At 39.6% G+C, this 23133-nt stretch carries 23 protein-coding genes; 19 read left to right on the top strand and 4 right to left on the bottom strand.

Going from position 1 to position 23133, the window contains the following annotated elements:
* Positions 1–10 precede the first annotated feature (10 nt).
* From ACM44_RS02865 to serS, 7 genes are all read left to right on the top strand, one after another.
* On the top strand, positions 11–1339 hold the full coding sequence (locus ACM44_RS02865; protein ID WP_048498604.1) for a (Fe-S)-binding protein: 1329 nt from the start codon (positions 11–13) through the stop codon (positions 1337–1339).
* A gap of 63 nt (positions 1340–1402) precedes the next feature.
* The gene (locus ACM44_RS02860) at positions 1403–2188 is read left to right on the top strand and encodes a (Fe-S)-binding protein (protein WP_048498603.1); all 786 of its coding nucleotides are present in this window, start codon (positions 1403–1405) and stop codon (positions 2186–2188) included.
* Positions 2189–2374: 186 nt separating this feature from the next.
* Positions 2375–2866, top strand: coding sequence for a hypothetical protein (locus tag ACM44_RS02855; protein ID WP_048498602.1), 492 nt, complete (start codon positions 2375–2377; stop codon positions 2864–2866).
* 101 nt (positions 2867–2967) lie between these two features.
* Positions 2968–4098, top strand: a complete 1131-nt coding sequence (locus ACM44_RS02850; protein ID WP_048498601.1) for a glycosyltransferase — start codon at positions 2968–2970, stop codon at positions 4096–4098.
* Between the two features lies 1 nt (position 4099).
* Positions 4100–5353 carry an MATE family efflux transporter gene (locus tag ACM44_RS02845; protein ID WP_048498600.1) on the top strand — a complete coding sequence of 418 codons (1254 nt, stop codon included), beginning with the start codon at positions 4100–4102 and terminating at the stop codon, positions 5351–5353.
* A 26-nt stretch (positions 5354–5379) separates the two neighbouring features.
* On the top strand, positions 5380–5862 hold the full coding sequence (locus ACM44_RS02840; protein WP_241477130.1) for a hypothetical protein: 483 nt from the start codon (positions 5380–5382) through the stop codon (positions 5860–5862).
* A gap of 70 nt (positions 5863–5932) precedes the next feature.
* The gene (gene serS / locus ACM44_RS02835; RefSeq protein WP_048498598.1) at positions 5933–7198 is read left to right on the top strand and encodes a serine--tRNA ligase; all 1266 of its coding nucleotides are present in this window, start codon (positions 5933–5935) and stop codon (positions 7196–7198) included.
* 151 nt (positions 7199–7349) lie between these two features.
* Here the strand turns inward: serS and ACM44_RS02830 are convergent, their stop codons facing one another.
* The gene (locus ACM44_RS02830; RefSeq protein WP_048498597.1) at positions 7350–7523 is read right to left on the bottom strand and encodes a histone H1; all 174 of its coding nucleotides are present in this window, start codon (positions 7521–7523) and stop codon (positions 7350–7352) included.
* A gap of 387 nt (positions 7524–7910) precedes the next feature.
* Positions 7911–9401 carry a catalase gene (locus ACM44_RS02825; RefSeq protein WP_048498596.1) on the bottom strand — a complete coding sequence of 497 codons (1491 nt, stop codon included), beginning with the start codon at positions 9399–9401 and terminating at the stop codon, positions 7911–7913.
* Between the two features lie 89 nt (positions 9402–9490).
* Here ACM44_RS02825 and ACM44_RS02820 point away from each other — a divergent pair, with 89 nt between their 5' ends.
* The 6 genes from ACM44_RS02820 to ACM44_RS02800 all read left to right on the top strand — a co-directional run bounded on the left by ACM44_RS02820 (position 9491) and on the right by ACM44_RS02800 (position 14168).
* A complete protein-coding gene (locus ACM44_RS02820; RefSeq protein ID WP_048498595.1) occupies positions 9491–10444 on the top strand; it encodes a hydrogen peroxide-inducible genes activator in 954 nt (317 codons plus the stop codon).
* Between the two features lie 189 nt (positions 10445–10633).
* On the top strand, positions 10634–11914 hold the full coding sequence (gene metK / locus ACM44_RS02815; RefSeq protein WP_048498594.1) for a methionine adenosyltransferase: 1281 nt from the start codon (positions 10634–10636) through the stop codon (positions 11912–11914).
* An 87-nt stretch (positions 11915–12001) separates the two neighbouring features.
* Entirely contained in the window at positions 12002–12490 is a 489-nt protein-coding gene (locus ACM44_RS02810) for a hypothetical protein (RefSeq protein WP_048498593.1), read from the top strand.
* 182 nt (positions 12491–12672) lie between these two features.
* A complete protein-coding gene (locus ACM44_RS02805; protein ID WP_048498798.1) occupies positions 12673–13263 on the top strand; it encodes an RNA polymerase sigma factor in 591 nt (196 codons plus the stop codon).
* Positions 13264–13311: 48 nt separating this feature from the next.
* Positions 13312–13446 (top strand): hypothetical protein, encoded by a 135-nt coding sequence (locus ACM44_RS15840; RefSeq protein WP_262486469.1) that lies wholly within the window; start codon positions 13312–13314, stop codon positions 13444–13446.
* A 26-nt stretch (positions 13447–13472) separates the two neighbouring features.
* Entirely contained in the window at positions 13473–14168 is a 696-nt protein-coding gene (locus tag ACM44_RS02800; protein WP_048498592.1) for a YjjG family noncanonical pyrimidine nucleotidase, read from the top strand.
* A gap of 6 nt (positions 14169–14174) precedes the next feature.
* Here the strand turns inward: ACM44_RS02800 and msrB are convergent, their stop codons facing one another.
* Complete coding sequence (gene msrB / locus ACM44_RS02795; RefSeq protein ID WP_407637843.1) at positions 14175–14624, bottom strand: peptide-methionine (R)-S-oxide reductase MsrB; 450 nt, start codon at positions 14622–14624, stop codon at positions 14175–14177.
* Positions 14625–14734: 110 nt separating this feature from the next.
* Between msrB and ACM44_RS02790 the strand changes: the two genes are divergently transcribed.
* Both ACM44_RS02790 and ACM44_RS02785 read left to right on the top strand, forming a co-directional pair.
* The gene (locus tag ACM44_RS02790) at positions 14735–15979 is read left to right on the top strand and encodes a DUF445 domain-containing protein (RefSeq protein WP_048498590.1); all 1245 of its coding nucleotides are present in this window, start codon (positions 14735–14737) and stop codon (positions 15977–15979) included.
* A gap of 66 nt (positions 15980–16045) precedes the next feature.
* Positions 16046–16393 (top strand): hypothetical protein, encoded by a 348-nt coding sequence (locus ACM44_RS02785; RefSeq protein WP_048498589.1) that lies wholly within the window; start codon positions 16046–16048, stop codon positions 16391–16393.
* A 6-nt stretch (positions 16394–16399) separates the two neighbouring features.
* On the opposite strand, the gene ACM44_RS02780 is transcribed toward ACM44_RS02785, so the two are convergent.
* Entirely contained in the window at positions 16400–17191 is a 792-nt protein-coding gene (locus tag ACM44_RS02780) for a DUF2797 domain-containing protein (RefSeq protein WP_048498588.1), read from the bottom strand.
* 444 nt (positions 17192–17635) lie between these two features.
* On the opposite strand from ACM44_RS02780, the gene ACM44_RS02775 reads away from it, so the two are divergent.
* The 4 genes from ACM44_RS02775 (at position 17636) to ACM44_RS02760 (ending at position 22866) form a co-directional block, all read left to right on the top strand.
* Positions 17636–18664 carry a GDP-mannose 4,6-dehydratase gene (locus ACM44_RS02775; RefSeq protein ID WP_048498587.1) on the top strand — a complete coding sequence of 343 codons (1029 nt, stop codon included), beginning with the start codon at positions 17636–17638 and terminating at the stop codon, positions 18662–18664.
* 130 nt (positions 18665–18794) lie between these two features.
* The gene (locus ACM44_RS02770) at positions 18795–19016 is read left to right on the top strand and encodes a DUF2795 domain-containing protein (RefSeq protein ID WP_002662059.1); all 222 of its coding nucleotides are present in this window, start codon (positions 18795–18797) and stop codon (positions 19014–19016) included.
* A gap of 88 nt (positions 19017–19104) precedes the next feature.
* Positions 19105–22176: a preprotein translocase subunit SecA gene (gene secA / locus ACM44_RS02765; RefSeq protein ID WP_048498586.1), complete on the top strand. Its 3072-nt coding sequence runs from the start codon at positions 19105–19107 to the stop codon at positions 22174–22176.
* A gap of 135 nt (positions 22177–22311) precedes the next feature.
* Positions 22312–22866 carry a DUF6252 family protein gene (locus ACM44_RS02760; protein ID WP_048498585.1) on the top strand — a complete coding sequence of 185 codons (555 nt, stop codon included), beginning with the start codon at positions 22312–22314 and terminating at the stop codon, positions 22864–22866.
* The last annotated feature ends 267 nt before the right edge of the window (positions 22867–23133 follow it).

Here is a 23133-nt window from a genome sequence, read left to right as displayed (position 1 = left end):
CCCTTTCAATATGCAATATATTGACAACCTTATTTTCGTAATCGCAATCGCAGTAGGTTTCGGGCTTTTCTTTAAAAGCTTAAAAGAAATTTACCGAAACATCAAACTCGGCAAAGAAATCAACCGAAGCGACCAGGCATCAGTCCGATGGAAGGTCATGGGAAAAGTGGCACTCGGACAAAGCAAAATGACAAAGCGGCCAATTGCGGGGATTCTGCATATCTTCGTGTATGTGGGATTCGTCATCATCAATCTGGAATTGTTGGAGATTTTAGTGGATGGAATTTTCGGGACGCACCGTTTTCTGGCGGGCGTTTTTGGAGCCTCCGTGTATCGCGCGTTCACTGCGACCTTAGAAGTTCTTGCTTTACTGGTAATCATCGCAGTGGTGATTTTCTTCATCCGAAGAAATTTCTATGGCGTGAAAAGATTGACGATGAAGGAACTTTTCGGTTGGCCAAAACAGGATGCAAACTGGATTCTGATCATCGAATTCGCATTGATGATGGCTTTCTACAAAATGAATGCGGCAGATTGGGTACTTCAGCAAAGAAATATTTTGCCTCCACACGGAAGTTTTCCGATTTCTTCAAACACTTTGGGACTACTATTTCAGAATTTCAGCGATGGAATGCTACATTTCACAGAACGTGGGGCGTGGTGGTTTCATATCATCGGGATACTGTTTTTCATGAACTACCTCTATTGGTCCAAGCATTTACATATTATTTTGGCGTTTCCGAACACGTGGTTTTCAAACCTGAAACCGAAAGGCCAGTTCAATAATCTGGCTTCCGTGACCCAGGAAATTAAGCTCATGATGGATCCTAATGCAGATCCGTATGCAGCCGCTCCGGAAGCAGACCCAAATGCTGTCCCAGAAAAATTCGGGGCGAGCGATGTTTTTGATCTAAATCAAGTTCAGCTGCTCAATGCCTATTCCTGTACCGAATGTGGAAGGTGCACTGCGGTTTGTCCGGCGAACATGACCGGCAAGAAACTTTCACCGCGAAAAATCATGATGGATACTCGTGACAGAATCGAGGAAGTGGGAAGAAACATCAACAAAAACGGAAAATTCGTGGATGACGGCAAAAAACTCCTGGACGACCATATTTCCAGAGAAGAAGTTTTAGCGTGTACCACCTGCAATGCCTGTGTAGAAGCTTGCCCAGTATTGATTGATCCGCTTTCAATCATCGTGGAATTACGCAGATTTATGGTGATGGAAGAATCCTCAATGCCGCACGAATGGCAGCTGATGAATAACAATATAGAAAACAACGCTGCTCCATGGCAATATAATCAGGCAGATCGCTTGAACTGGGTAACCGAATAACTTGAAAAATTATCCTGAATTTTAAGCCAATTTTTATCGCTGACTACTAATTCTTATAAGAAAATGGAATTCCAAATAAAGACGATGGCAGAATATGCTGCCGAAGGAAAAATGCCCGAAGTTTTATTTTTCGTGGGCTGTGCAGGAAGTTTTGACGACCGCGCGAAAAAAATCACCAAAGCTTTGTGCAAAATCTTGCATAAAGTCGGCGTAGAATTCGCTGTGTTGGGTCAGGAAGAATCGTGCAACGGTGATCCCGCAAAACGTGCCGGAAACGAATTCATTTACCAAATGATGGCTTTCACCAACATTGAAATCATGAATGGTTATGGAATCAAAAAAATCGTCACGGCTTGTCCGCACTGTTTTAATATCATCGGAAATGAATATCCGGAATTAGGCGGAAATTACGAGGTGATGCACCACACCCAGTTCCTGAAAAAATTAATGGAAGAAGGCCGTCTGAAAATTGAAGGCGGCAGTTTCAGTGGCAAAAAAATCACATTCCACGATCCATGTTACTTGGGAAGAGGAAACGGAGAATATGAAGCACCGAGAGACCTTCTCAAAAAACTGGATGCAGAACTGGTCGAAATGAAACGATGCAAATCCAATGCACTTTGCTGCGGTGCAGGAGGTGCACAAATGTTTAAGGAACCGGAAAAAGGAAATAAAGACATCAATGTGGAAAGAACCGAGGAAGCTTTGGAAGAAAAACCAGACATTATCGCAACCGGTTGTCCATTCTGCATGACCATGATGACCGACGGAGTGAAACACTTCAACCGAACCGACAATGTGGCGGTGAAAGATATTGCAGAACTTTTGGCGGAAGCGGAGGATCTTTGATTTGACCTGAAAAACAATAGAGGATTTCTTTTCTGAATTTAGATCCACAAGTTCTGGCACTTTCGAAAACTGCTGTTGTAAAGCTTTGGGTTCTCGACTTGCTGCTTTTATTCATCATGTTCTCTATGCAATCACACCGGTTGAAACTAAAAAAATTGCCTAAATTTGTGCCTTAGAATCAACGAAATGAAAATAGAAGAATCCACCATAGTAGAAACCAACGATTACCGGGTGATTATTTTTCCCGCATCCAGACCATTCACCACCAAGGAAGCCAAAATTATTTCTGAGAAATTATACGATTTCCTTTCAGATTGGGCCGCTCATGAAAAAGCGCTTTCCTCTTCCTTTAAAATCGAGAAAAACCAATTCATCATCATTTGTGTGGACGAGGAAAAAGAAGAAGCTTCAGGATGTTCCATCGATACTTTGGGCAGATTTATGAAAAAAATCGACCAGGAATTTGAACTGGGACTTTTCGACAGAATGAAAGCAAGTTTTGTGGAAAATGGCGAAATCAAGACCATGAAACTGCAGGATTTCAAAAAAGGGTTGAAGGAAGGTTCCATTTCGAAAGACATCCAGGTCTTTGACTTTTCTAAAGATACTTATGTCGCATTTTTAAGTGATTTCCTGCTGCCTTTGAACAGAAGTTGGGCAGGAATTTATCTGGATTAAATGCCCTGAAAATATTGGAAACCTTTTCAACAGAGCAAAAGTTGAAAAGGTTTTTTTGTTGATGGAAATTAAAAAGGTATTTTTGTAAAGCAATCAAAACCATGTCCAAAATCCTCTTCCTTACCACTTCCCACCGATATGATGATGACAGGATTTTTCACCATCAGGCGAAAGAACTTTTGAAACAGGGAAATGAGGTGAAAATCTGCAGTCTTTGTGCTGATTTTCGGGGTGATTTGGCCGGAATTGAAATTGAATCCTATTCAATACTAGAAAAGTCTTCAGAGGAGAAAGTTGCTGCATTCCAAAAAGTTATCAACTCCTTTCAGCCGGATTGCTTGATTTGCTCAGAACCTTTAGCAATTATCGCAGCAAAAAAATATTCCAAATCAGAAAAAGTCAGCCTGATCTATGACATCACCGAATGGTATCCTTCCATGAGGATGGTCGCAAATTTTAAATTTCCTTTAAATATCATTCATGCGGTCAAGTTTTTTTTAATTCAAGTATATGCGGGATTTCTAAGCACGCATTTTATTTTCGGTGAAAAAACAAAAAAATTTCCACTGGCTTATTTTTTCCCGTTTAAGAAAAAGCTATTTCTGCCCTATTTTCCGAATGAAGAATATATTCATGAAAACATCAAAACTTTAGCAACAAACGAAATCAAGCTTTGCTATACCGGACAATTTTCCGAAGAAAAAGGGATCGGAAATTTTTTTGAAGCCGTCTCAAAAGTGAAAGAAAAAAATCCGGATTTGAAGGTATCCATCCTCTTAATCGGTGGAACCAGAAAAGACAAAGACCAAATTTTTTTCGAAAATCTCTTGGAAAAATACCGTTTCGAAAATCTTGAAATAAGGAAATCCACTTCATTTGAAAGATTCACCGAAACTTACTCCGATGCGGATATTTGTTTTGATTTAAGGGAAGTGAATTTCGAAAACCACCACTGCAGTCCGATCAAAATTTATTATTATGCCGGTTCGGGAAAACCGGTGATTTATACCGATTTGAAGGCAACCAGAAATGATGTGGACACATCAAAATTTGGATATTTGGTCAACCCGAAAGATTCCGGTCTGATTTCGGATTTGATTTTAAAATACATTGAAAATCCGGATCTTTATCGCCAACACGCCACAAATGCGCGACAACTTTTCGAACAAAAATACAACTGGAAACTCATCAGCAAATCGTTTGTTGATTTCGTGAATTTTGCCTTGAAATAAGATGAAACAAACCGCCATACAGACTTTCGTTTCCAGGTTTTTGATCTTGATCTTAAATTTCGGGCTGGTTATTTTCACAACCAATTATTGGGGAAGTTCGGGTAAAGGCATCATTTCCATCGTGATTGCGGATTTGGCGATCGTGGGTTTTGTGGGGAATATTTTCGTGGGATCAAGCGTGACTTATTTCGCATCAAAATTGAAGACCGAACAGATTTTGCCTTATGCCTATCTTTGGGCGGTTCTTTCGGGTGTTTCGGTTCCTTTCCTTATCGGATTTACCCATCAACAGGAATTTTTATCCTACTTGATTATTCTTTCGGTCCTCACTTCTTTGCTTTCGGCAAATATCAATCTCTTCGTGGGACGGCGGAACATCAAAAACTTCAATATCTACACGATTTTGCAGCAGGGATTGCAGATTCTGTTTATTTTGGGATTGGTTTATCTTTTCAATGAAACTGAAGTTCAAACGTATTTTGTGGGACAGATCCTGTGCTTGCTTCTTTTGGTCGCCGTTAGTACCTATCAGATTTTGAAACACTGTGACTTTTCAGCGGTTTCCTTTTCAAAAGACATTATCACAAAATTATTCGATTACGGCTACAAAACCCAGCTCAGTTCATTTCTGCAGTTTCTGAATTACCGGCTGTCCTTTTATTTCATAGAGTTCTTCAAAGGATTATCCAGCGTGGGAATCTATTCGATCGGAGTTGCTCTTTCCGAAGCAATTTGGACGGTGAGCAGAAGTTTATCTTTGGTCCTTTATTCGGATGTAGTCAATACCTCGGATCAGAATGCAGCGATTGTCAAGACCAAGATCTCCCTAAAAATCAGCACTTTGGCAACCCTCATTTTCATCCTCATTCTTTTTGCAATTCCGGCACAAATTTATGTGCTGATTTTCGGCAAAGATTTCGGCCAAAGCAAAGAAGTGATCTTCCTTTTATCTCCGGGAATTTTGGCGATTGCAGCGAGTAATATCTTGGGAAATTATTTTGCCGGTATGAATAAGCTTCGGATTTTAAACGTGAAATCGATTGTAGGAGTTCTGTTTACGATTGCCGGTTCATGGTATCTCATTCCAAAATGGGGAATTGCGGGAGCGTGTATCGTGACCACGGTATCTTATTGCGTTTCATCTGCAATACTGTTTTGGAAATTCTACCAGATTACCGATTTCGATATCCGGGATTTTCTTTTGTCTAAAGGTGAAATTTCACTTTTGCTAAAAAGTCTTCAACGTAGAAAATAATTATCTTTGCCATCATGAAAAATCTAATGGCTGTCTTAGTGGTTGTTTTTTTTGCGTTTCTTTCCTGCAGAAATGACGAATCCGGAATGCAGCAAATTGACCAGATTATCCATCTTTACATCGATTCTGCAAACCAGGATATGCTGAACCCCAAAATCGCCGGTTCGTACACCAACATCAGAATGAATGATGTGTACGGAATTACCGACAATGCGCCGGTTTCCTTTAATCCAAAAAAAGATGCGGACACCATCAATTTCATTGAATATGTGGCTGGTGCAAAAAGGAAACTAATAGATTCCACCGGAAACAACAAAACTTATCAGTCTAAAATCGCACTGATTCTCACCAAAAAAGTCAATGATACCAACCGGATTTCCAATGACACCATGACCATCAATTACTCCTTTTCTCCGACACTCTTTCAGGTTTCAAAAATATGGTACAATGGCATCCTGAAATTTTCAAAAGTGGACGGCGAGCCAAACATCGTGAAAATCACCAAATAATCCTTAAATTTGCACTTCATTTTTGTGCAATATTTTATTGCTCCTAATCCATTACTTATTACCCAACAAGATGTTACAGGTTAATTTTTTACGCGAAAATAAGGAACGCGTTATCCAAGGTTTAAATAAGAGAAATTTCAAGCAGCTGGAATTGGTTGACGAAGCGATTTCTACTGATGACGAACGAAAAAAATACCAATTTGAACTCGACCAAAATTTGGCGGAGATGAATAAAATCTCGAAAGAAATCGGGATTTTGATGAAAGAAGGAAAAAAAGAAGAAGCTGAAGCTGCCAAAGCAAAAACCGCGGAATACAAAGAAAATTCGCAGGTTCTTCAACAAAAATTACGGGATTCCGAAAGTAAACTGCAGGAAATTCTTTACCTGATCCCAAACATTCCATACGAAAAAGTAATTGCGGGAACTTCTGCAGAAGACAACGAAATCATTTACCAATCCCACGATGTGAAAGGTCTTGGAGAAGGCGCAATTCCGCATTGGGAATTGGCGAAAAAATACAATTTGATAGATTTTGAACTCGGCGTGAAAATCGCTGGTGCCGGTTTCCCTGTTTATTTGGGAAAAGGAGCGCGCTTGCAGAGAGCGTTGGTTCAATTTTTCCTAGATACCAATACTGATGCAGGTTACCTGGAAGTTAATCCCCCACATGTGGTCAATGAAGCATCCGGTTACGGAACCGGCCAACTTCCGGATAAAGAGGGACAAATGTATTTCATCAATGAAGATAATCTCTATTTGATCCCGACCGCAGAAGTTCCGGTGACCAATATTTACCGCGATGTTTTGTTGGAAGAAAAAGATTTGCCCATTAAAAATACAGCTTTTTCGCAATGTTACCGAAGAGAGGCCGGAAGTTACGGAGCGCATGTTCGTGGATTGAACCGTCTTCACCAATTTGAAAAGGTGGAAATCGTGCGGATTGAAAAACCGGAAAATTCTTATGCTGCTTTGGAAGAAATGGTGGAGCACGTGAAAGGAATCCTAACCGATTTGGAACTGCCATTCAGAATTTTGAGATTATGTGGTGGTGATATGGGATTCACTTCGGCAATGACTTATGATTTCGAGGTTTGGAGTGCGGCTCAGGAAAAATGGCTTGAAGTTTCTTCCGTTTCCAATTTCGAGACTTTCCAGGCAAACCGATTGAAATGCAGGTTTAAAGGCGAAGGAAAAACCCAATTGGTTCACACGTTGAACGGTTCCGCAATGGCTTTGCCAAGAATTATGGCGGCACTTTTGGAAAATAACCAAACCGAAAACGGCATTAAAATTCCGGCGAAAATTGCAGAATATGCAAGGTTTGATATGATTTAAGGAATATTCTAATCAGAAATAGAAATCAGGGGTTATTTGGAGTATTGCTCCAGGCGAAAACACTTTAGCAAAGAAATCGAAAATCTATTCCCTTAGTCCTATTCTCTTACAAAATAAAAACCCTCTCGGAATTTCGGGAGGGTTTGTTTGATTACTTGGTAGCTTCTAGTGAAGTTTTTCTGAATTCCTTCAGCATTTTCTCCAAAGCCAAAGTAGATTTTCTAGCTCTTGTTCCTGCAGCTTTATTTCCTTTTTCTGCTTGAGCGTCTGCTTCAGTTTTGAAATTTTCAAATTCTGCAGTGATTTTTTCGATTAGTTCTTTCATGTGTAAATTAACTTATTTTTGTTAGGCCCCAAAAATAGCGATAAAATCATTATCATGCCGAAAAGAAAAACCAATTTTGCAAAAAAAAATCGGCCGTAACCACCATCTGCTTATCCTTGCGGGTCAAATTTTTATCGCCATCCGGCAAATCGTTGCTGCAATCATTGATTGGAATGGTCTTATGGTCGATATGTTCCCCAAAATCATGTTTCCCTACTATTTATAGGATTGGTCTCCGAAACTTTAGGGATTGGCAAAATTCATGTTAAACATTTTGATCCCCCAAAAACCCAGACAGCGACTTTAATCTTCATTTTTCCATTTGATTGGCTTTCACTTGACTCAAAAAAGATCCCAATTCATCAGGAAATTTGACTTTTTTATGATTTAAGATTTCGCGTGGTTAATCATATTCGCGTCAATGTTCACTTGCAGCTGCATGGCGATTTTCATTCCCAACTCAATATTTGCCCGGAAAAAATGACACAGTTGACGATTGATAATTTCGTCGCGTTTCGGACCCGAAATTCCCTGCATGGACTGCACGATATTATGGACCAAATGTTCGCGGTCTTCCTGGCTCATTGCTTTTGTATAAAGCAATCCGGGTTGGGTGAAATGGTCATCATCATTTTCATTGCGGTTAAAATTTGCGACCCGGGTACTGTCCAAATCATATTCAAAATCCTGGTACGATTCATCTTGTTTAATTCCGTCAAAACTGTTCGGGAAATAATTCGGAGCATCCTGATAACGCGATGAATCCGCCATGAAACCATCTCTTTGGTAATTATGGGTTTGGTAAGGACAGCGGTTCACTTCCAACAAATGCGAGTTCACGCCCACTCTGTAGCGGTGCGCATCAGGATAGGAAAACAATCTCCCTTGCAGCATTTTGTCTGGAGAAAAACTGATGCCATGAACTAAATTTGAAGGCGAAAAAGTAGCTTGTTCCACATGTGCGAAATAATTCACAGGAATTTCATTCAATTCCAGTTCGCCGACTTCGATCAAAGGGAACTCGTCGTGGAACCACACTTTCGTCACATCAAACGGATTCCAGCGGAATTCCTGGGCTTGCTCCTCGGTCATGACCTGGATGAACATGGTCCATTTAGGGAAGTCACCGTTCTCAATCGCATTCACTAAATCTTCCTGGCCGAAATCCGGATTTTCACCTTTCATCCTGATGGCTCCTTCATGGGTGAAATTTTTGATTCCCTGTTTTGATTTCATGTGGAATTTCACCCAAACACGTTCATTTTTAGCATTAATCATTGAAAAGGTATGCGACCCGAAACCATGCATGAAGCGGTATCCAAAAGGAGTTCCACGATCCGACATCAGAATCAGGACCTGGTGCAGTGATTCAGGATTTAAGCTCCAAAAGTCCCACATTGCGGTCGCACTTTTCAAGTTGGTTTTCGGCAGACGTTTCTGGGTGTGGATAAAATCTGGAAATTTCTTAGCGTCCTTGATGAAAAAAACGGGTGTATTATTTCCCACCAAATCCCAGTTTCCGTCTTCGGTATAGAATTTTACCGCAAAACCTCTGGGATCTCTTTCAGTGTCGGCACTTCCCTTTTCTCCACCCACCGTGGAAAAACGGATAAATATTTTGCAGGAGTTTCCAATATTTGAAAAAATCTTTGCTTGTGTATAATTTGAAATATAATGGGTCACCGTGAACTTGCCATATGCTCCTGTTCCTTTTGCATGCACGATTCTTTCCGGTATCCTTTCCCGAACAAAATGGGCCAGATTTTCCTGCAGCACAAAATCCTGCAACAGAACCGGACCACGCGGACCGACCGTTTGGGAATCCTGATGATTTCGATACGGATTTCCAGCCGAAGTGGTGAGTTTTTTACCTTCCATTATGATGAATTTATGAACTCCAAATTTATTTAAAAATAATGGAAATCCCGCAAATAGTAGTTACCTTTGTCATAGACAAAATTCATGATATGAATATTCAGCAATTGGAGTACCTGATCGCGGTTGATAAATACAAACACTTCGGAAATGCGGCTCAAGCATGTTTCATTACGCAGCCCACATTAAGCGCGATGATTCAAAAGTTTGAAGATGAATTAGATGTGAAGATTTTTGACCGGACCACGCATCCGATCCGAACTACTGATGTGGGAACCCAAATCGTTGCAGAAGCAAAAAGGGTAATAGACGCTATAAATGAGCTGAAAAACAAGGCAGATTTACTGAACAATGTCTTGGCAGGAAAACTTAATCTTGGAATTATTCCCACTGTGGCCGCTTTTATTTTACCTTCTGAAATATTCGATTTTTTGAAGGAACATGCTAAGATTGAATTCAACGTTAAGGAGATGACGACAGATAACATTATCAAGGCACTGAAATCTGGCGAACTTGATGCGGGAATTATCTCGACGCCATACACTGCGGCAAATGAATTTTATCAAGATTTCCTTTTCAACGAAGAATTGATGCTGTATACCACTGAAAACGCATCAAAAGGAAAAGACGACACTTTTGTGGTACCGGAAGAAGTTGACGTGCAGAAGGTTTGGCTGCTGGAAGAAGGAAATTGCCTCAGAACTCAGTTTGAAAACATTTGCGAGCTGAAGGAAAACTCCATGAAACCGAAAAATTTGGAATATCTCGCCTCTAATATTTCGACTTTAGTTCAGATGGTTGATAGAGTGGGCGGCATCAGTATTTTGCCGGAACTAGCGGTAAATCAGCTCTCCGATGAGCAAAAACACAAAGTGAAAAGATTCCGGGCACCGTTTCCATACCGTGAAATCTCCCTTATTTACTACAAACCTACCTATAAACAGAAAATCCTGGATGAACTGATCGCCTTTATTTCTGATTCCATGAAAATGAAACTGAATTTTTCAAAAAATCCAGAAGATTATGTGGCGGTCAAACCACAATGATTTTTATTGACCACAATTATTTTGTGGTTCAGGAAATTGTATATAAATTTGCACCCGAATCATTTACGAGGAAAAATTTGAGCTGATTGCAACCTCACAAAAAAATGCTAAAACAGATTTTCTCTCTTTTAGTTTCTTTTGTAATCTCCCCGGTTTTTCTTAAAAATTTTAACTTAAAACAAAAGAAATATGTCTTATCTATTTACTTCTGAATCCGTTTCAGAAGGACATCCAGACAAAGTTGCGGATCAAATTTCAGATGCGCTTATCGATAATTTTTTAGCATTCGACCCGAATTCCAAAGTGGCTTGCGAAACTTTGGTAACCACCGGGCAAGTTGTTTTGGCCGGTGAAGTGAAATCCAACGCTTACCTTGATGTACAGGATATTGCAAGAAGAGTAATCAACGGAATTGGCTACACCAAAGGCGAATATATGTTCAACGGGGATTCATGTGGCGTGATTTCTGCAATCCACGAACAATCACCGGATATCAACCAGGGAGTTGACCGCGTGGGAGAAGATGCAGACTTCGAAACCAGAGCAAACAGCCAAGGAGCGGGAGATCAGGGAATGATGTTCGGTTATGCCACCAATGAAACTGAAAACTACATGCCACTTGCTTTGGATTTGGCTCACGCCATTCTGAAAGAACTCTCTGAGCTGAGAAAAGAAAACGGAGCCATCAACTATCTTCGTCCGGATGCAAAATCCCAGGTAACGATCGAATATTCAGATGACCACAAACCAATTAGAATAGATTCCATAGTGGTTTCTACGCAGCATGACGATTTCGGAAGTGAAGAGGCAATGCTGGCCAAAATCAGAAAGGACATTATAGAAATCTTAATCCCGAAAGTAAAGGCGAAGCAGAAAAGAGAAATTCAAGACCTTTTCAACGACCAAATCAAATACCACGTAAATCCTACCGGAAAGTTCGTGATTGGAGGCCCACACGGGGACACCGGATTGACCGGAAGAAAAATTATCGTGGATACCTACGGTGGAAAAGGAGCTCACGGAGGTGGAGCGTTCTCCGGAAAAGATCCTTCAAAGGTGGATAGAAGTGCAGCTTATGCAGTGCGCCATATCGCAAAAAACCTTGTTGCAGCAGGAGTTGCAGATGAAATTTTAGTTCAGGTTTCTTACGCGATTGGTGTTGCTGAACCATGCGGACTTTATATCAATACTTACGGGACTGCCAAAGTGAACCTGACCGATGGAGAAATTGCCAAAAAAGTGCAGAAAATTTTCGATCTGCGACCTTATGCAATAGAGAAAAACCTGAAGCTTAGAAATCCGATTTATCAGGAAACCGCTTCTTATGGACACATGGGAAGAGATTATTATGTTGCCGATAAAACATTCAGGGCAGCAAACGGAGAAGAAAAAACCATTAAGGATTTGGAATTCTTCACCTGGGAAAAACTGGATAAAGTGGACGAGATCAAGAAAGAATTCGGAATCTAATCCCACCACATAAAAAATTGAACTGCTTTTTCAGAAATGATTAAGCAGTTTTTATTTAACTTTAAGACCAGAAATTTTTCATTAACAATGAACAGAAAATCCTTGATTTTTTTCATATTCTTATGGTATTCGGGAATTGGCTTGAAGGCTCAAATGACGATGCATAAAATGGTGACGGTAGGTTATGAATACCAAAACCAGAGTTTCGGCGAAGTGGGGGCTAAATTACTTTTTCTGAATAATGATGATATGGTTTACCGAATCGGAGCATCCGCGTTAGTGGGATCGGTGGACTCCAAATTTGCGGTCATACCGAAAGTGCAGGGAGATGTATTGCTGAATTTCGAGCGAAATGTGGATTTCTACCATTCCTGGTATTTTTTGGCGGGTGCCGAAGTGACCACCAAATTTATCGCTCCCAAAGTCGGCTTCACGCTGTTTGGAATTATAGATTTAACGGGAGGTTACGCTTTTTCGCTTGACCAGAAAGGAATCAACGGCAAAAAACTGAATGGATTAAATTTGAATTTCACCGTCAATCTGCCGATTCCCTTTTTGAACGATATGTTAAAATAAAAAGAATTTTTTAATTTTTTGATATTATATTAACAAAGTATTAACTTTTTTATTAATTTAGCCCACTCAACAAAACAACACCTATCGATTACATAAATCTACCTATTTCTAAAATGACCGAAAGACGGGCCCAAAAAAATTTGGTACTAGATTTCGTGGACTTAAAAATAGAGAAAAGAGCTATGAACACAAAAACCGATAGTTGGCTGATTACAAACTTCAAGAACGGCGACGAAAAAGCACTTGCCATCTTAATTGAGCGGCATCAAAGCGACCTTTTTACATTCATCTACTATAAAGTAATGGATGAGGACCTTGCCAATGACATTTTCCAGGATACTTTCATGAAAATCATTGTCACGCTAAAAGAAGGGCGTTACAATGAGGAAGGAAAATTCATACTTTGGGCAAAAAGAATTGCACATAACCTGATTATTGACCATTACAGATTGAAGACCAAACACAACAAAGTCTCCGAATCTTCTTATGATAATGATGAATTCTCGATTTTCGACCTCATTTCCTCACAGGATGAAAACATTGAGGAACAGCTCGTCAGCAGGCAGATCAAGGATGATTTGATGAGAATGTTGAAATTTTTACCAGAAAACCAACAGGAAGTCATCAAACTCCGCTTCTTTGACGGTTTGAGTTTCAAAGAAATTGCCGACCACACAGACACCAGCATCAATACCACGCTCGGTAGAGTTCGGTACGCGCTAATTAACCTGAGAAAAATCATGGATGAGCACAACATTATTTTAACCCGATAAATAATATTTTCAAAATACTTTCGTTTTTAAGTCAAATTAGGACTGCCTATGAAAAAATTTGACATTTTAAATGAAAAACTTTTGAAACCAAAAAAGCAAACCATTGACTTTTTACTAAGTTATTCACGAAACATCGAAGTGGTGAAAACCAAAAGTAAAATCCACATTGTTTCCAAGAACTAATCTTAAATTATCTAAATTTGTGCTGTATGAAAATTCAGCACATATTTTTTGACCTCGACAACACCTTATGGGATCACCGCAAAAATGCGTACCACACTTTAAAAGAAATTTACCGGGCAGAACGGGTTAAAGAAAATCACAACCTAGATTTCGAGGACTTCCATCGGGAATATTTCACGATCAACGAAAGACTTTGGGAACAAATCCGAGATGGCGAAATAGACAAGGAATACCTGAGAAAACACCGTTTTTATGATTCTTTCCTGTTTTTTGGGATTGATGATTTCGAGCTTGCACAGACCTTTGAAAACAATTTTCTAGATACCATTCTGAAATATAACGATCTGGTCGAAGGCGCGTTTGAAATTCTGGAATACTTATCTGCAAAAAAATATCAGCTCCATATCCTCTCCAATGGTTTCAAAGAAGTCACCTACCGAAAATGTGAACTTTCGGGAATCAAAAACTATTTTGAAACCATCACTTCTGCTGATGAAATCAACATCCGGAAACCACAACCCGAAATCTACGAATACGCCCTAAAAAAATCCGGCGCTCAAAAAGAGGAATCCATGATGATCGGCGACGATTGGATTGCCGATGTGGAAGGTGCAAAATCTTTCGGACTGAAAGTGGTTTTCTTTGATGTATTCAGCGATAATTTTTCCGGCGAAGATATTTTGGTCATCAAAAAACTGGAAGAATTGCGGCAGATTCTCTAAGCAAAATTATTTTTTCTCAGAATCTCCCACAAAATCTAAACTAATAGAATTCATGCAAAACCGCACTCCGGTTGGTTCTGGACCGTCATTGAAGACGTGTCCGAGGTGTGATGCGCATCTTTTGCACAGCACCTCGATCCGCTCCATTCCATGGGAGGTGTCGCGTTTATAGATCACGCCCTCTTTATCAGCCTCGAAAAAGCTCGGCCATCCGCAGGTTGATGAGAATTTGGCATCCGAGCGGAAAAGGTGATTTCCGCAAACCGCGCAGTAGTATTCCCCTTTCTCGTCAAACTGGTTGTATTTTCCGGTGTGCGGTCTTTCGGTAGCCGCCTCTCTGGAAACGGCATACAGATCGGGTGAAAGGATTTTTTTCCACTCGTCATTTGACACGGTGAGCAAAGTTCTATCTGTTCTTGAGTAATATGGATTGGTTTTTGCGGTAGAATTTTCCATTGAAGTTGATTTAATAGGTTGCTGTGTTTGCGAACAAGCTTGCAAACAAAAAAGTAGCATTATAGAAACTAAAAATTTCATTACCCCCAAATTTACTAAATTTGAATTAAATGAACGATCAACAGAAACGCATTTCGCTCCGCAAATTCAAGGCATTCGCCACCGGACTTTTTCTTCTGATGGCGGTGATCTTCATCATTACCACCATACTTCAGAAAACAAATGATTCGCATTGGATCGGCTATATTCGTGCTTTTTCAGAAGCGGCCATGGTCGGAGCTTTGGCGGATTGGTTTGCAGTGACCGCACTTTTTAATTATCCGCTGGGACTGAAAATTCCGCACACCAACCTCATCGAGAACAGCAAAGAAAGAATCGGTGACAACCTGGGAAGTTTCGTGGTGAACAATTTTCTTTCACCACAAAATATTCGTCCATATATCTTAAAATTAAAGGTTTCGGGTTTCGTTGGCGAATGGCTTTCAAAGGAGAGGAACCAGCAAAATCTGGTTCGTGAACTTTCAAATGTGGTTTTGGATATTTTAGCCAAACTTGATGATTCAGCGGTTGTGAATTTCATTGGTAAAAAAGCAAAAGAGATGTCCAATGATCTGAAAATCAATAAAATTGTTGGGAATGGAATAGAATATGTCTTAATCAAGAACGACCATCAGCGGTTAATCACCAATCTCTCCAAACAAATAAAGGATTATGTGATCCAAAACCGCGAAATGGTGCAGGAAAGAGTGAAAAAAGAAAGTTATTTTTTGGTTCCAAAATTTGTGGATGATGCCATTGCAGAGAAAATAACTTCCGGTCTCACGAAATATTTTGACGAGGTCGAAAACGATGAAAATCACCAATTAAGGGCCGAAATCACAAAAAAATTGTATGCTTTTGCTCAAGAAGTTCAAACTGAGCAAAAATGGGAAAATGAATTCCAAGGCATTAAAAATGATTTTCTGAAAGAGGAAAAACTGCAACAATATTCGAAAGACATTTGGCAATCGATTAAGAAAACGCTCTCAAATGAGTTGGCTGAAGAAGACTCGGCGCTGAAAAATTACGTCAAGAAAAATTTGGCCGAACTTTCACAAAGCCTGAAATCTGACGAAGATCTTCAGCAGAAAATAGACCACTGGATCCGTGTCACGGCTTACAAATATATCCTGAAAAACACCCATCAGTTTGGCGAATTAATCAGCAACACGATTGGAAACTGGCAGGGAAAAGAACTCTCTGAAAAACTGGAACTGGAAGTGGGAAAAGACCTGCAATTCATCCGTGTCAACGGCACTTTAGTGGGCGGATTGGTCGGTTTGCTGATCTATACCGTGGCTCATTTTTTTATTTAATGATCGTTTTATTCTTTTTCAAGTTCATATTTTCGTAATTTTACTTGCACCAAAATCAAAAATATCATGGAAAATAATCATCACTTAAAACCACTTTCCGAGGTTTACAATACTTTGCGCAATAGAGGAATTACCAAAGAAATCCGGATGAATGACCGCCACCAAATGGTTCTGGGCGAAAATGAAAAAATATATAGCTCGCCAAATGATCTTTGCATCGTGAAATCTTACCGTTTCGAAGGCATGAGCAGCGCCGATGACAATGCGGTTCTTTATATTTTAGAGGATAAAGACGGCATCAAAGCAACAATCCTCGATTCCTATGGTTCGGAAAGCAATTACGAAGGTCCGGAATTTGGAAATTTCCTGCGTCAAATCCCTTTTGAGGAAAAGGAGGAGTATAATATCGACTAGCTCTGTTTACACCTCCAGTTCAATTACATAACCTTCGTGGTTTCTCACGTTCATGAAGTTTCCGCCATCGAAGGAAAGATATTGACCTTTAATTCCATTTAATACCGCCTCGAATTCGGGGTTTTTGTCCAGGGTGAATGCGCTGATTTTTTCAGGTTTTTCATAGGGATAATCAAATTTCATGATTTCACCTTGCTCAGAATAGAAATTTTTGAAACCCTCCGGAAAATATTGGGCGACCTTCTCCCGAAAATCCGCCAAATCCAATTCATCCTCAAAATCATCCTCCAACATTTTTCGCCAGTTGGTTTTGTCGGGAAGATGTTCTTTCAGCGCGACTTCAATCATTCCCGCTTCATATCGGTTTTGGGTTCTTGCAATCGGCAATGCAAAGGTGGCGCCCTGATCAATCCAACGGGTTGGAATCTGGGATTCCCGCGTCACCCCCACTTTTACATCTCCGGTGTAGGCGAGGTAAACCACGTGTGGCTGAAGCTGGATTTCCTTTTCCACTTCCAAATCCCTTTCCTCAATTCCGAGATGTGCCGTGGAAAGTTCCGGGCGAATAATGGTATCGCTTGCATATGGACTTTCAAAAAAACATTTTTTACAAAAACCCATTCTGAAGATTTTTTCGTCTCTACCGCAGTTTACACATTGATAACCAACGTGTTTTATTTTAATTTTCCTTCCAATCAACTGATTCATGCTGATTAAGTCGTTTGAAAGATTAAGAAAATATTGGATGGGTTTCCCGTTTTGGGTGGTCATTTTTAGGATTTGTCCGTGAAAGTGCATGTGAGAATTTTGAGTAAATTTAAGGAATAAAATTTGAAGTTTTAATTTGTATTTTTGTATAAAATAAATGTGATGGAAACATTACAAAAAGAAATGCGACGTTTCACTTACAAAAGGATACTGAGGGGTTTCAAAGTTGGGATGTAAGTAGATTCCGAATCCTTAAATTTTAAAATTATTGAGGGAAATAGAAGAAAACAAACTAATCCTGAATATTTTAAGAAGAAGTTCGAAACATTTGTTTAGAATAAAATATCGGAAAGTATAATGTGAGTGTAAGCGAAAAGGTAGATCCGAATTTGAAATAACGCTATTCATCAGGATGAGCAGAATAACAAATCGAAAGATCAACTTGATTATCTAATTAAAGAAACGGAGTCATTGTTTTGGTTCTTTCCATTTTAGGCCATTACTCAGACAAATAAAATCCACAACCCATACACCATGCATTACCTCGTCACCGGCGGAAGCGGATTTATCGGTTCGCACCTCGTAGAGCATCTTCTGAAAAACGGACATTCTGTCATTAATATTGACAATTTTGATGATTTCTATGACTACAAAATCAAAGTGAAAAACACCTTGGAATCAGTGGGTATTGGTCAAGAATTTAAATTTTCAAATAAAAGCCATGACATCCAGAAGCTGATTTTCGAAACTTCACGCAAAAAATATCAACTTTATTATCAAGACATTAGAGATAAAAATGGTTTAGAGAAAATCTTTCAAAAACATAAAATAGACCAGGTCATCCATTTGGCGGCGTTGGCCGGAGTGCGCCCTTCCATTGAAAGACCGCTCGAATATGAGGAAGTGAACGTGAAAGGAACAATGAATTTGTGGGAACTATGCAGGGAATTTAAGATTAATAAATTTATTTGCGCCTCTAGTTCAAGCGTTTATGGCGAAAGAAAAACCATTCCTTTTGCAGAAACCGATTCAGTGGACCACCCTATTTCACCATATGCCGCTACCAAAAAATGTGTGGAAATTTTAGGTCACGTCTATCATCATCTTTACAAAATAGACATCATTCAGTTAAGGTTTTTTACGGTTTACGGACCGAGACAAAGACCTGATTTAGCGATCCATAAATTTACCAAACTGATTTTTGAAAATAAGAAAATCCCTTTCTACGGCGATGGTTCTACTTCCAGAGATTACACTTATATCGACGATATCATTGATGGAATCATGAAATCGATCCATTACCTGGAAACCCATGACGATGTTTATGAAATTGTGAACCTTGGCGAAAATGAAGTAATTGAGCTGGAAGAGATGGTTTCTATCCTGGAAAGTCATTTGGAAAAAAAATCTGCAAAAAAAATCCTGCCGGTCCAGCCCGGAGATGTGCCAAAAACCAATGCAGACATTACAAAAGCCAAAACTTTATTGGGCTACAACCCGAGCACAAAATTCCAAAATGGCACAAAAAAATTTGTGGAATGGTTTTTGAGAAATGCCGATTAGCAAATGGTAATTTGCAATTATTTTCAAACAATCAGGCAATTTGCCGGGAGAAATCAGCAAAACGCTAAAAATCAGCGGTGAAACGCTTTGATTTCTCACCTAATTTTTTACTTTTGCAAAAATTTAATTTATGTACTGGACATTAGAATTAGCATCTTATCTAAGTGACGCACCTTGGCCAATGACAAAGGCAGAACTTATTGATTACGCAATCAGAACGGGTGCACCGATGGAGGTGGTTGAAAACCTGCAGGCAATCGAAGACGAAGGTGAAATCTACGAATCAATTGAAGAGGTCTGGAGCGACTATCCAACCGACGAGGATTTCCTCTGGAACGAAGACGAATATTAATTAGCATATGGCTTCTGGCGACTTGCCTTTAGCCATTTTTATATAACAAACAATGCGATTAGCCAAACGCTAAAAGCCAAAAGCAAATATGGGTTTATTAGACAAAGTTCTGAGAGGTTTCCTAGGTGACAAAAATGCCGCCGACCTTAAGGAAGTAAAAAAAGTTTTAACAAAAATAAAAGCCGCAGAACCAAAAATCCAGGAACTTACTGATGATGGTTTAAGGGCGAAAACTACCGAATTCAAAGAAAAAATTAAAGCGGCAACCGCTAATATCAGTTCGCAAATCAACGATCTGAAAGAGCAAATCAAAAAATCCAGCAATGTGGACGAAAAAGAAGCGCTCTTCGCAAAAATTGAAAGTTTAAAGAAAGATTCTTACGAAATCGAGGAAAAAGTGCTGAATGATATTCTTCCGGAAGCATTTGCACTCGTCAAAGAAACCGCAAAAAGGCTTGCAGTAAACGGTGAAATCAAAGTAACCGCTACCGAAATGGATAAAGAACTTGCTTCAACTAAAGATTTCGTTGAAGTGCAGGGAGAAACCGCAATCTGGAAAAATAAATGGGATGCGGCAGGAACTGCAGTGACTTGGGACATGGTCCATTATGATGTTCAGTTCATTGGTGGAGTCGTTTTACACAGCGGTAAAATTGCGGAAATGGCGACCGGCGAAGGTAAAACCTTGGTAGGAACCCTGCCTATTTATTTGAATGCACTTCCTGGGAGAGGAGTTCACGTGGTTACCGTAAACGATTATTTGGCAAAACGTGACTGCGCCTGGATGGGCCCAATTTATCAGTTCCACGGTTTGTCCATCGATTGTATTGACAATCACCAGCCGAATTCTGATGCAAGGCGAAAAGCATATCAATCCGATATTACTTACGGTACCAATAACGAATTCGGTTTCGATTATTTGAGAGACAACATGGTGACTTCACCAGACGAATTGGTTCAGGGAGAATTAAATTTCGCCATCGTGGATGAGGTGGATTCCGTTTTGGTAGATGATGCCAGAACGCCGTTGATTATTTCCGGACCCGTTCCGCAGGGAGACCGGCAGGAATTTGATACTTTGAAACCATCGGTAGACCGAATCGTGGAAGTTCAGAAAAAAACCGTTTCCCACATCTTCAACGAAGCCAAAAAATTGATCGCTGCCGGAAATACCAAAGAAGGTGGATTCAAACTTTTGCAGGCTTACAGAGGTTTGCCGAAAAACCGACAGCTGATTAAATTCCTTTCAGAAAGTGGAAACAAAGCACTTCTTCAAAAAGTGGAAGGACAATACATGCAGGACAACAACCGTGATATGCCGATTGTTGACAAAGACCTTTACTTCGTCATCGATGAGAAAAACAACCAAATCGATTTGACCGACAAAGGTGTTGAATATATGTCCGCAGGAAATGAGGACAAAGATTTCTTCGTCCTTCAAGATATCGCTACCGAAATTGCAGAACTGGAATCTAAAGGCCTCAGCAAGGAAGAAGAATTTGAAGCCAAAGAGAAATTGTTTGGTGATTTCGCGGTAAAATCTGAAAGGGTTCACACTTTAAACCAATTATTGAAAGCCTACACTTTATTTGAAAAAGATGATGAATACGTGGTGATTGATGGCGAAGTGAAAATCGTGGACGAACAAACCGGACGGATCATGGAAGGAAGACGTTATTCCGATGGACTTCACCAAGCGATTGAAGCGAAAGAAAACGTGAAAATCGAAGCAGCAACACAAACTTTTGCTACCATTACGCTTCAGAATTACTTCCGTATGTATAACAAATTGGCGGGAATGACCGGTACTGCGGAAACAGAAGCCGGTGAGCTTTGGGAAATCTACAAACTTGACGTGGTAGTAATTCCAACCAACCGACCAATTCAGCGAGATGACAGACAAGATTTGGTTTACAAAACCAACCGTGAAAAATACAACGCGGTCATCGAAGAAATCGAAAGACTCACTGCACAGGGAAGACCTGTTCTGGTGGGAACAACTTCGGTAGAAATCTCCCAATTATTGTCCAGAGCGCTTCAATTAAGAAAAATCCAACACAATGTACTGAATGCGAAACTCCACGCAAAAGAAGCTGAAATTGTTGCTTTAGCAGGAGGACCCGGAGTGGTTACCATAGCAACGAATATGGCAGGTCGTGGTACCGACATCAAATTGCAGGGTGACGTTAAGAAGAACGGCGGTTTGGCAATCATCGGAACTGAAAGACACGATTCCAGACGTGTTGACAGACAGTTGAGAGGTCGTGCCGGAAGACAGGGAGATCCGGGAAGTTCACAATTCTATGTTTCTTTGGAGGATAACTTGATGCGACTTTTCGGTTCAGAAAGAATCGCGAAAATGATGGACAGAATGGGCCATAAAGAAGGTGAAGTGATTCAACATTCCATGATTTCCAAGTCCATTGAAAGAGCACAGAAAAAAGTAGAAGAAAACAACTTTGGTATCCGAAAAAGATTGTTGGAATATGACGACGTGATGAACAAACAGCGTGACGTGATCTACAAACGAAGAAAAAACGCATTGTTCGGCGACCACTTGAAATATGATATTTCCAACATGATTTTTGATGTGGCGCAATCCATCGTTACCAAAACGAAAATAGAAGGTGATTACAAAGATTTCGAATATGAAATCATCAAAAATTTCACCATGGAAGCACCAGTTTCTGAAAATGACTTCAAGACCAAACAGGTTCAAGAATTGACGAATATCGTGTTCAAAGCGGCTTCCGAAGATTACCAGATGAAGCTAAATCTGTTGAAAGAAAAATCGTTCCCAATCATTGAAAACGTTTATCAAAACCAAGGTTCGATGTTTAAGATGATCCAGGTTCCGTTTACAGATGGAATTAAAACCATGACCATTGTAACGGATTTGAAAGAAGCTTACGAAACACATTGTGACTCATTGGTAAACGACTTCGAAAAGAACATTTCACTCGCCATCATCGATGAAAACTGGAAACTTCACTTGAGAGAAATGGATGATTTGAGACGTTCTTCACAAGGTGCGGTTTATGAGCAGAAAGATCCGCTTGTGATTTACAAACAGGAATCCTACTACCTTTTCAGCGAAATGGTGGAAAAAGTAAACAAGGAAATTGTTTCGTTCTTATTCAAAGGAGAAATTCCGGCGTAAGAAACAGCGACAAATATCATAAAAACTTCTTCAGAAATGGAGAAGTTTTTTGTTATTGAAAAAAACATGCTTCACATAATAACCATTGTATGAAGAATATTGTAAATTTTCAACAACCACAAATTATAAAATCTTATGAAAACAGTCTTTCTTTTACTCTTTCTTTTTGTCGTGCTCTCATGTGGTAGAAATTCTTCCAATGATGCTACGCCGCAAGATGTATTACCGGCTGCAACCACTTCGGGGGCAAACACCGCCGGTTGCCTGGTAAACGGAAAAGTTTTAATTCCAAAGAATGGCAGTCAAAGTATTGGGGGGCAACCGCTCTACGGACTACTCTCGAGTGTTGGGCCAAATTTCAATTTTCCGCCAGTAGGCAATGACACATGGGATTTATTGATAACTAACCATTCCACTAAAAATTCATTATCAATTAATTTAGAGAATTTATCTCAAGGCATAGGAGAATATCAATTAAATTCATCAAACACGATAGCATATAAGGATGGAAGTGGTAATTATTTTACTTCTTCTAACAATTCCGGTATAGTAAAAATAACCCGATTTGATTATTTATTAGGTATTTATTCCGGTCAATTTTCTTCATCATTAAAGAATAGTAACACCGGAGAAATTATCGAAATTAAAGAAGGTAGATTTGACATTAATTACACCACCCTAAACCATTAAAATCATGAAAAAATTTTACACACGACTCCTACAGATTATTTTCTGTAATTTTTCGGTAGTATTTGTTGTGTCGCAGACAAAAACATATACGCAATCAATGGACAGTTTGCTTGTATATCTTGACAAAAGCCAGATGGTGACTCCAATATTGTATGACCGGGTATTTTCTAATTACAATAGTAAACGACAAATATCATAGAAACTTCTTCAGAAATGGAGAAGTTTTTTTTGTTAGAAACAAAACATGCCTCAAATCATATTCATTAC

Source organism: Chryseobacterium koreense CCUG 49689, assembly GCF_001045435.1.
GTDB lineage: Bacteria > Bacteroidota > Bacteroidia > Flavobacteriales > Weeksellaceae > Kaistella > Kaistella koreensis.
The sequence above is the reverse complement of the archived record's forward strand: the minus strand, read 5'-3'. Positions and strand labels throughout refer to the sequence as shown.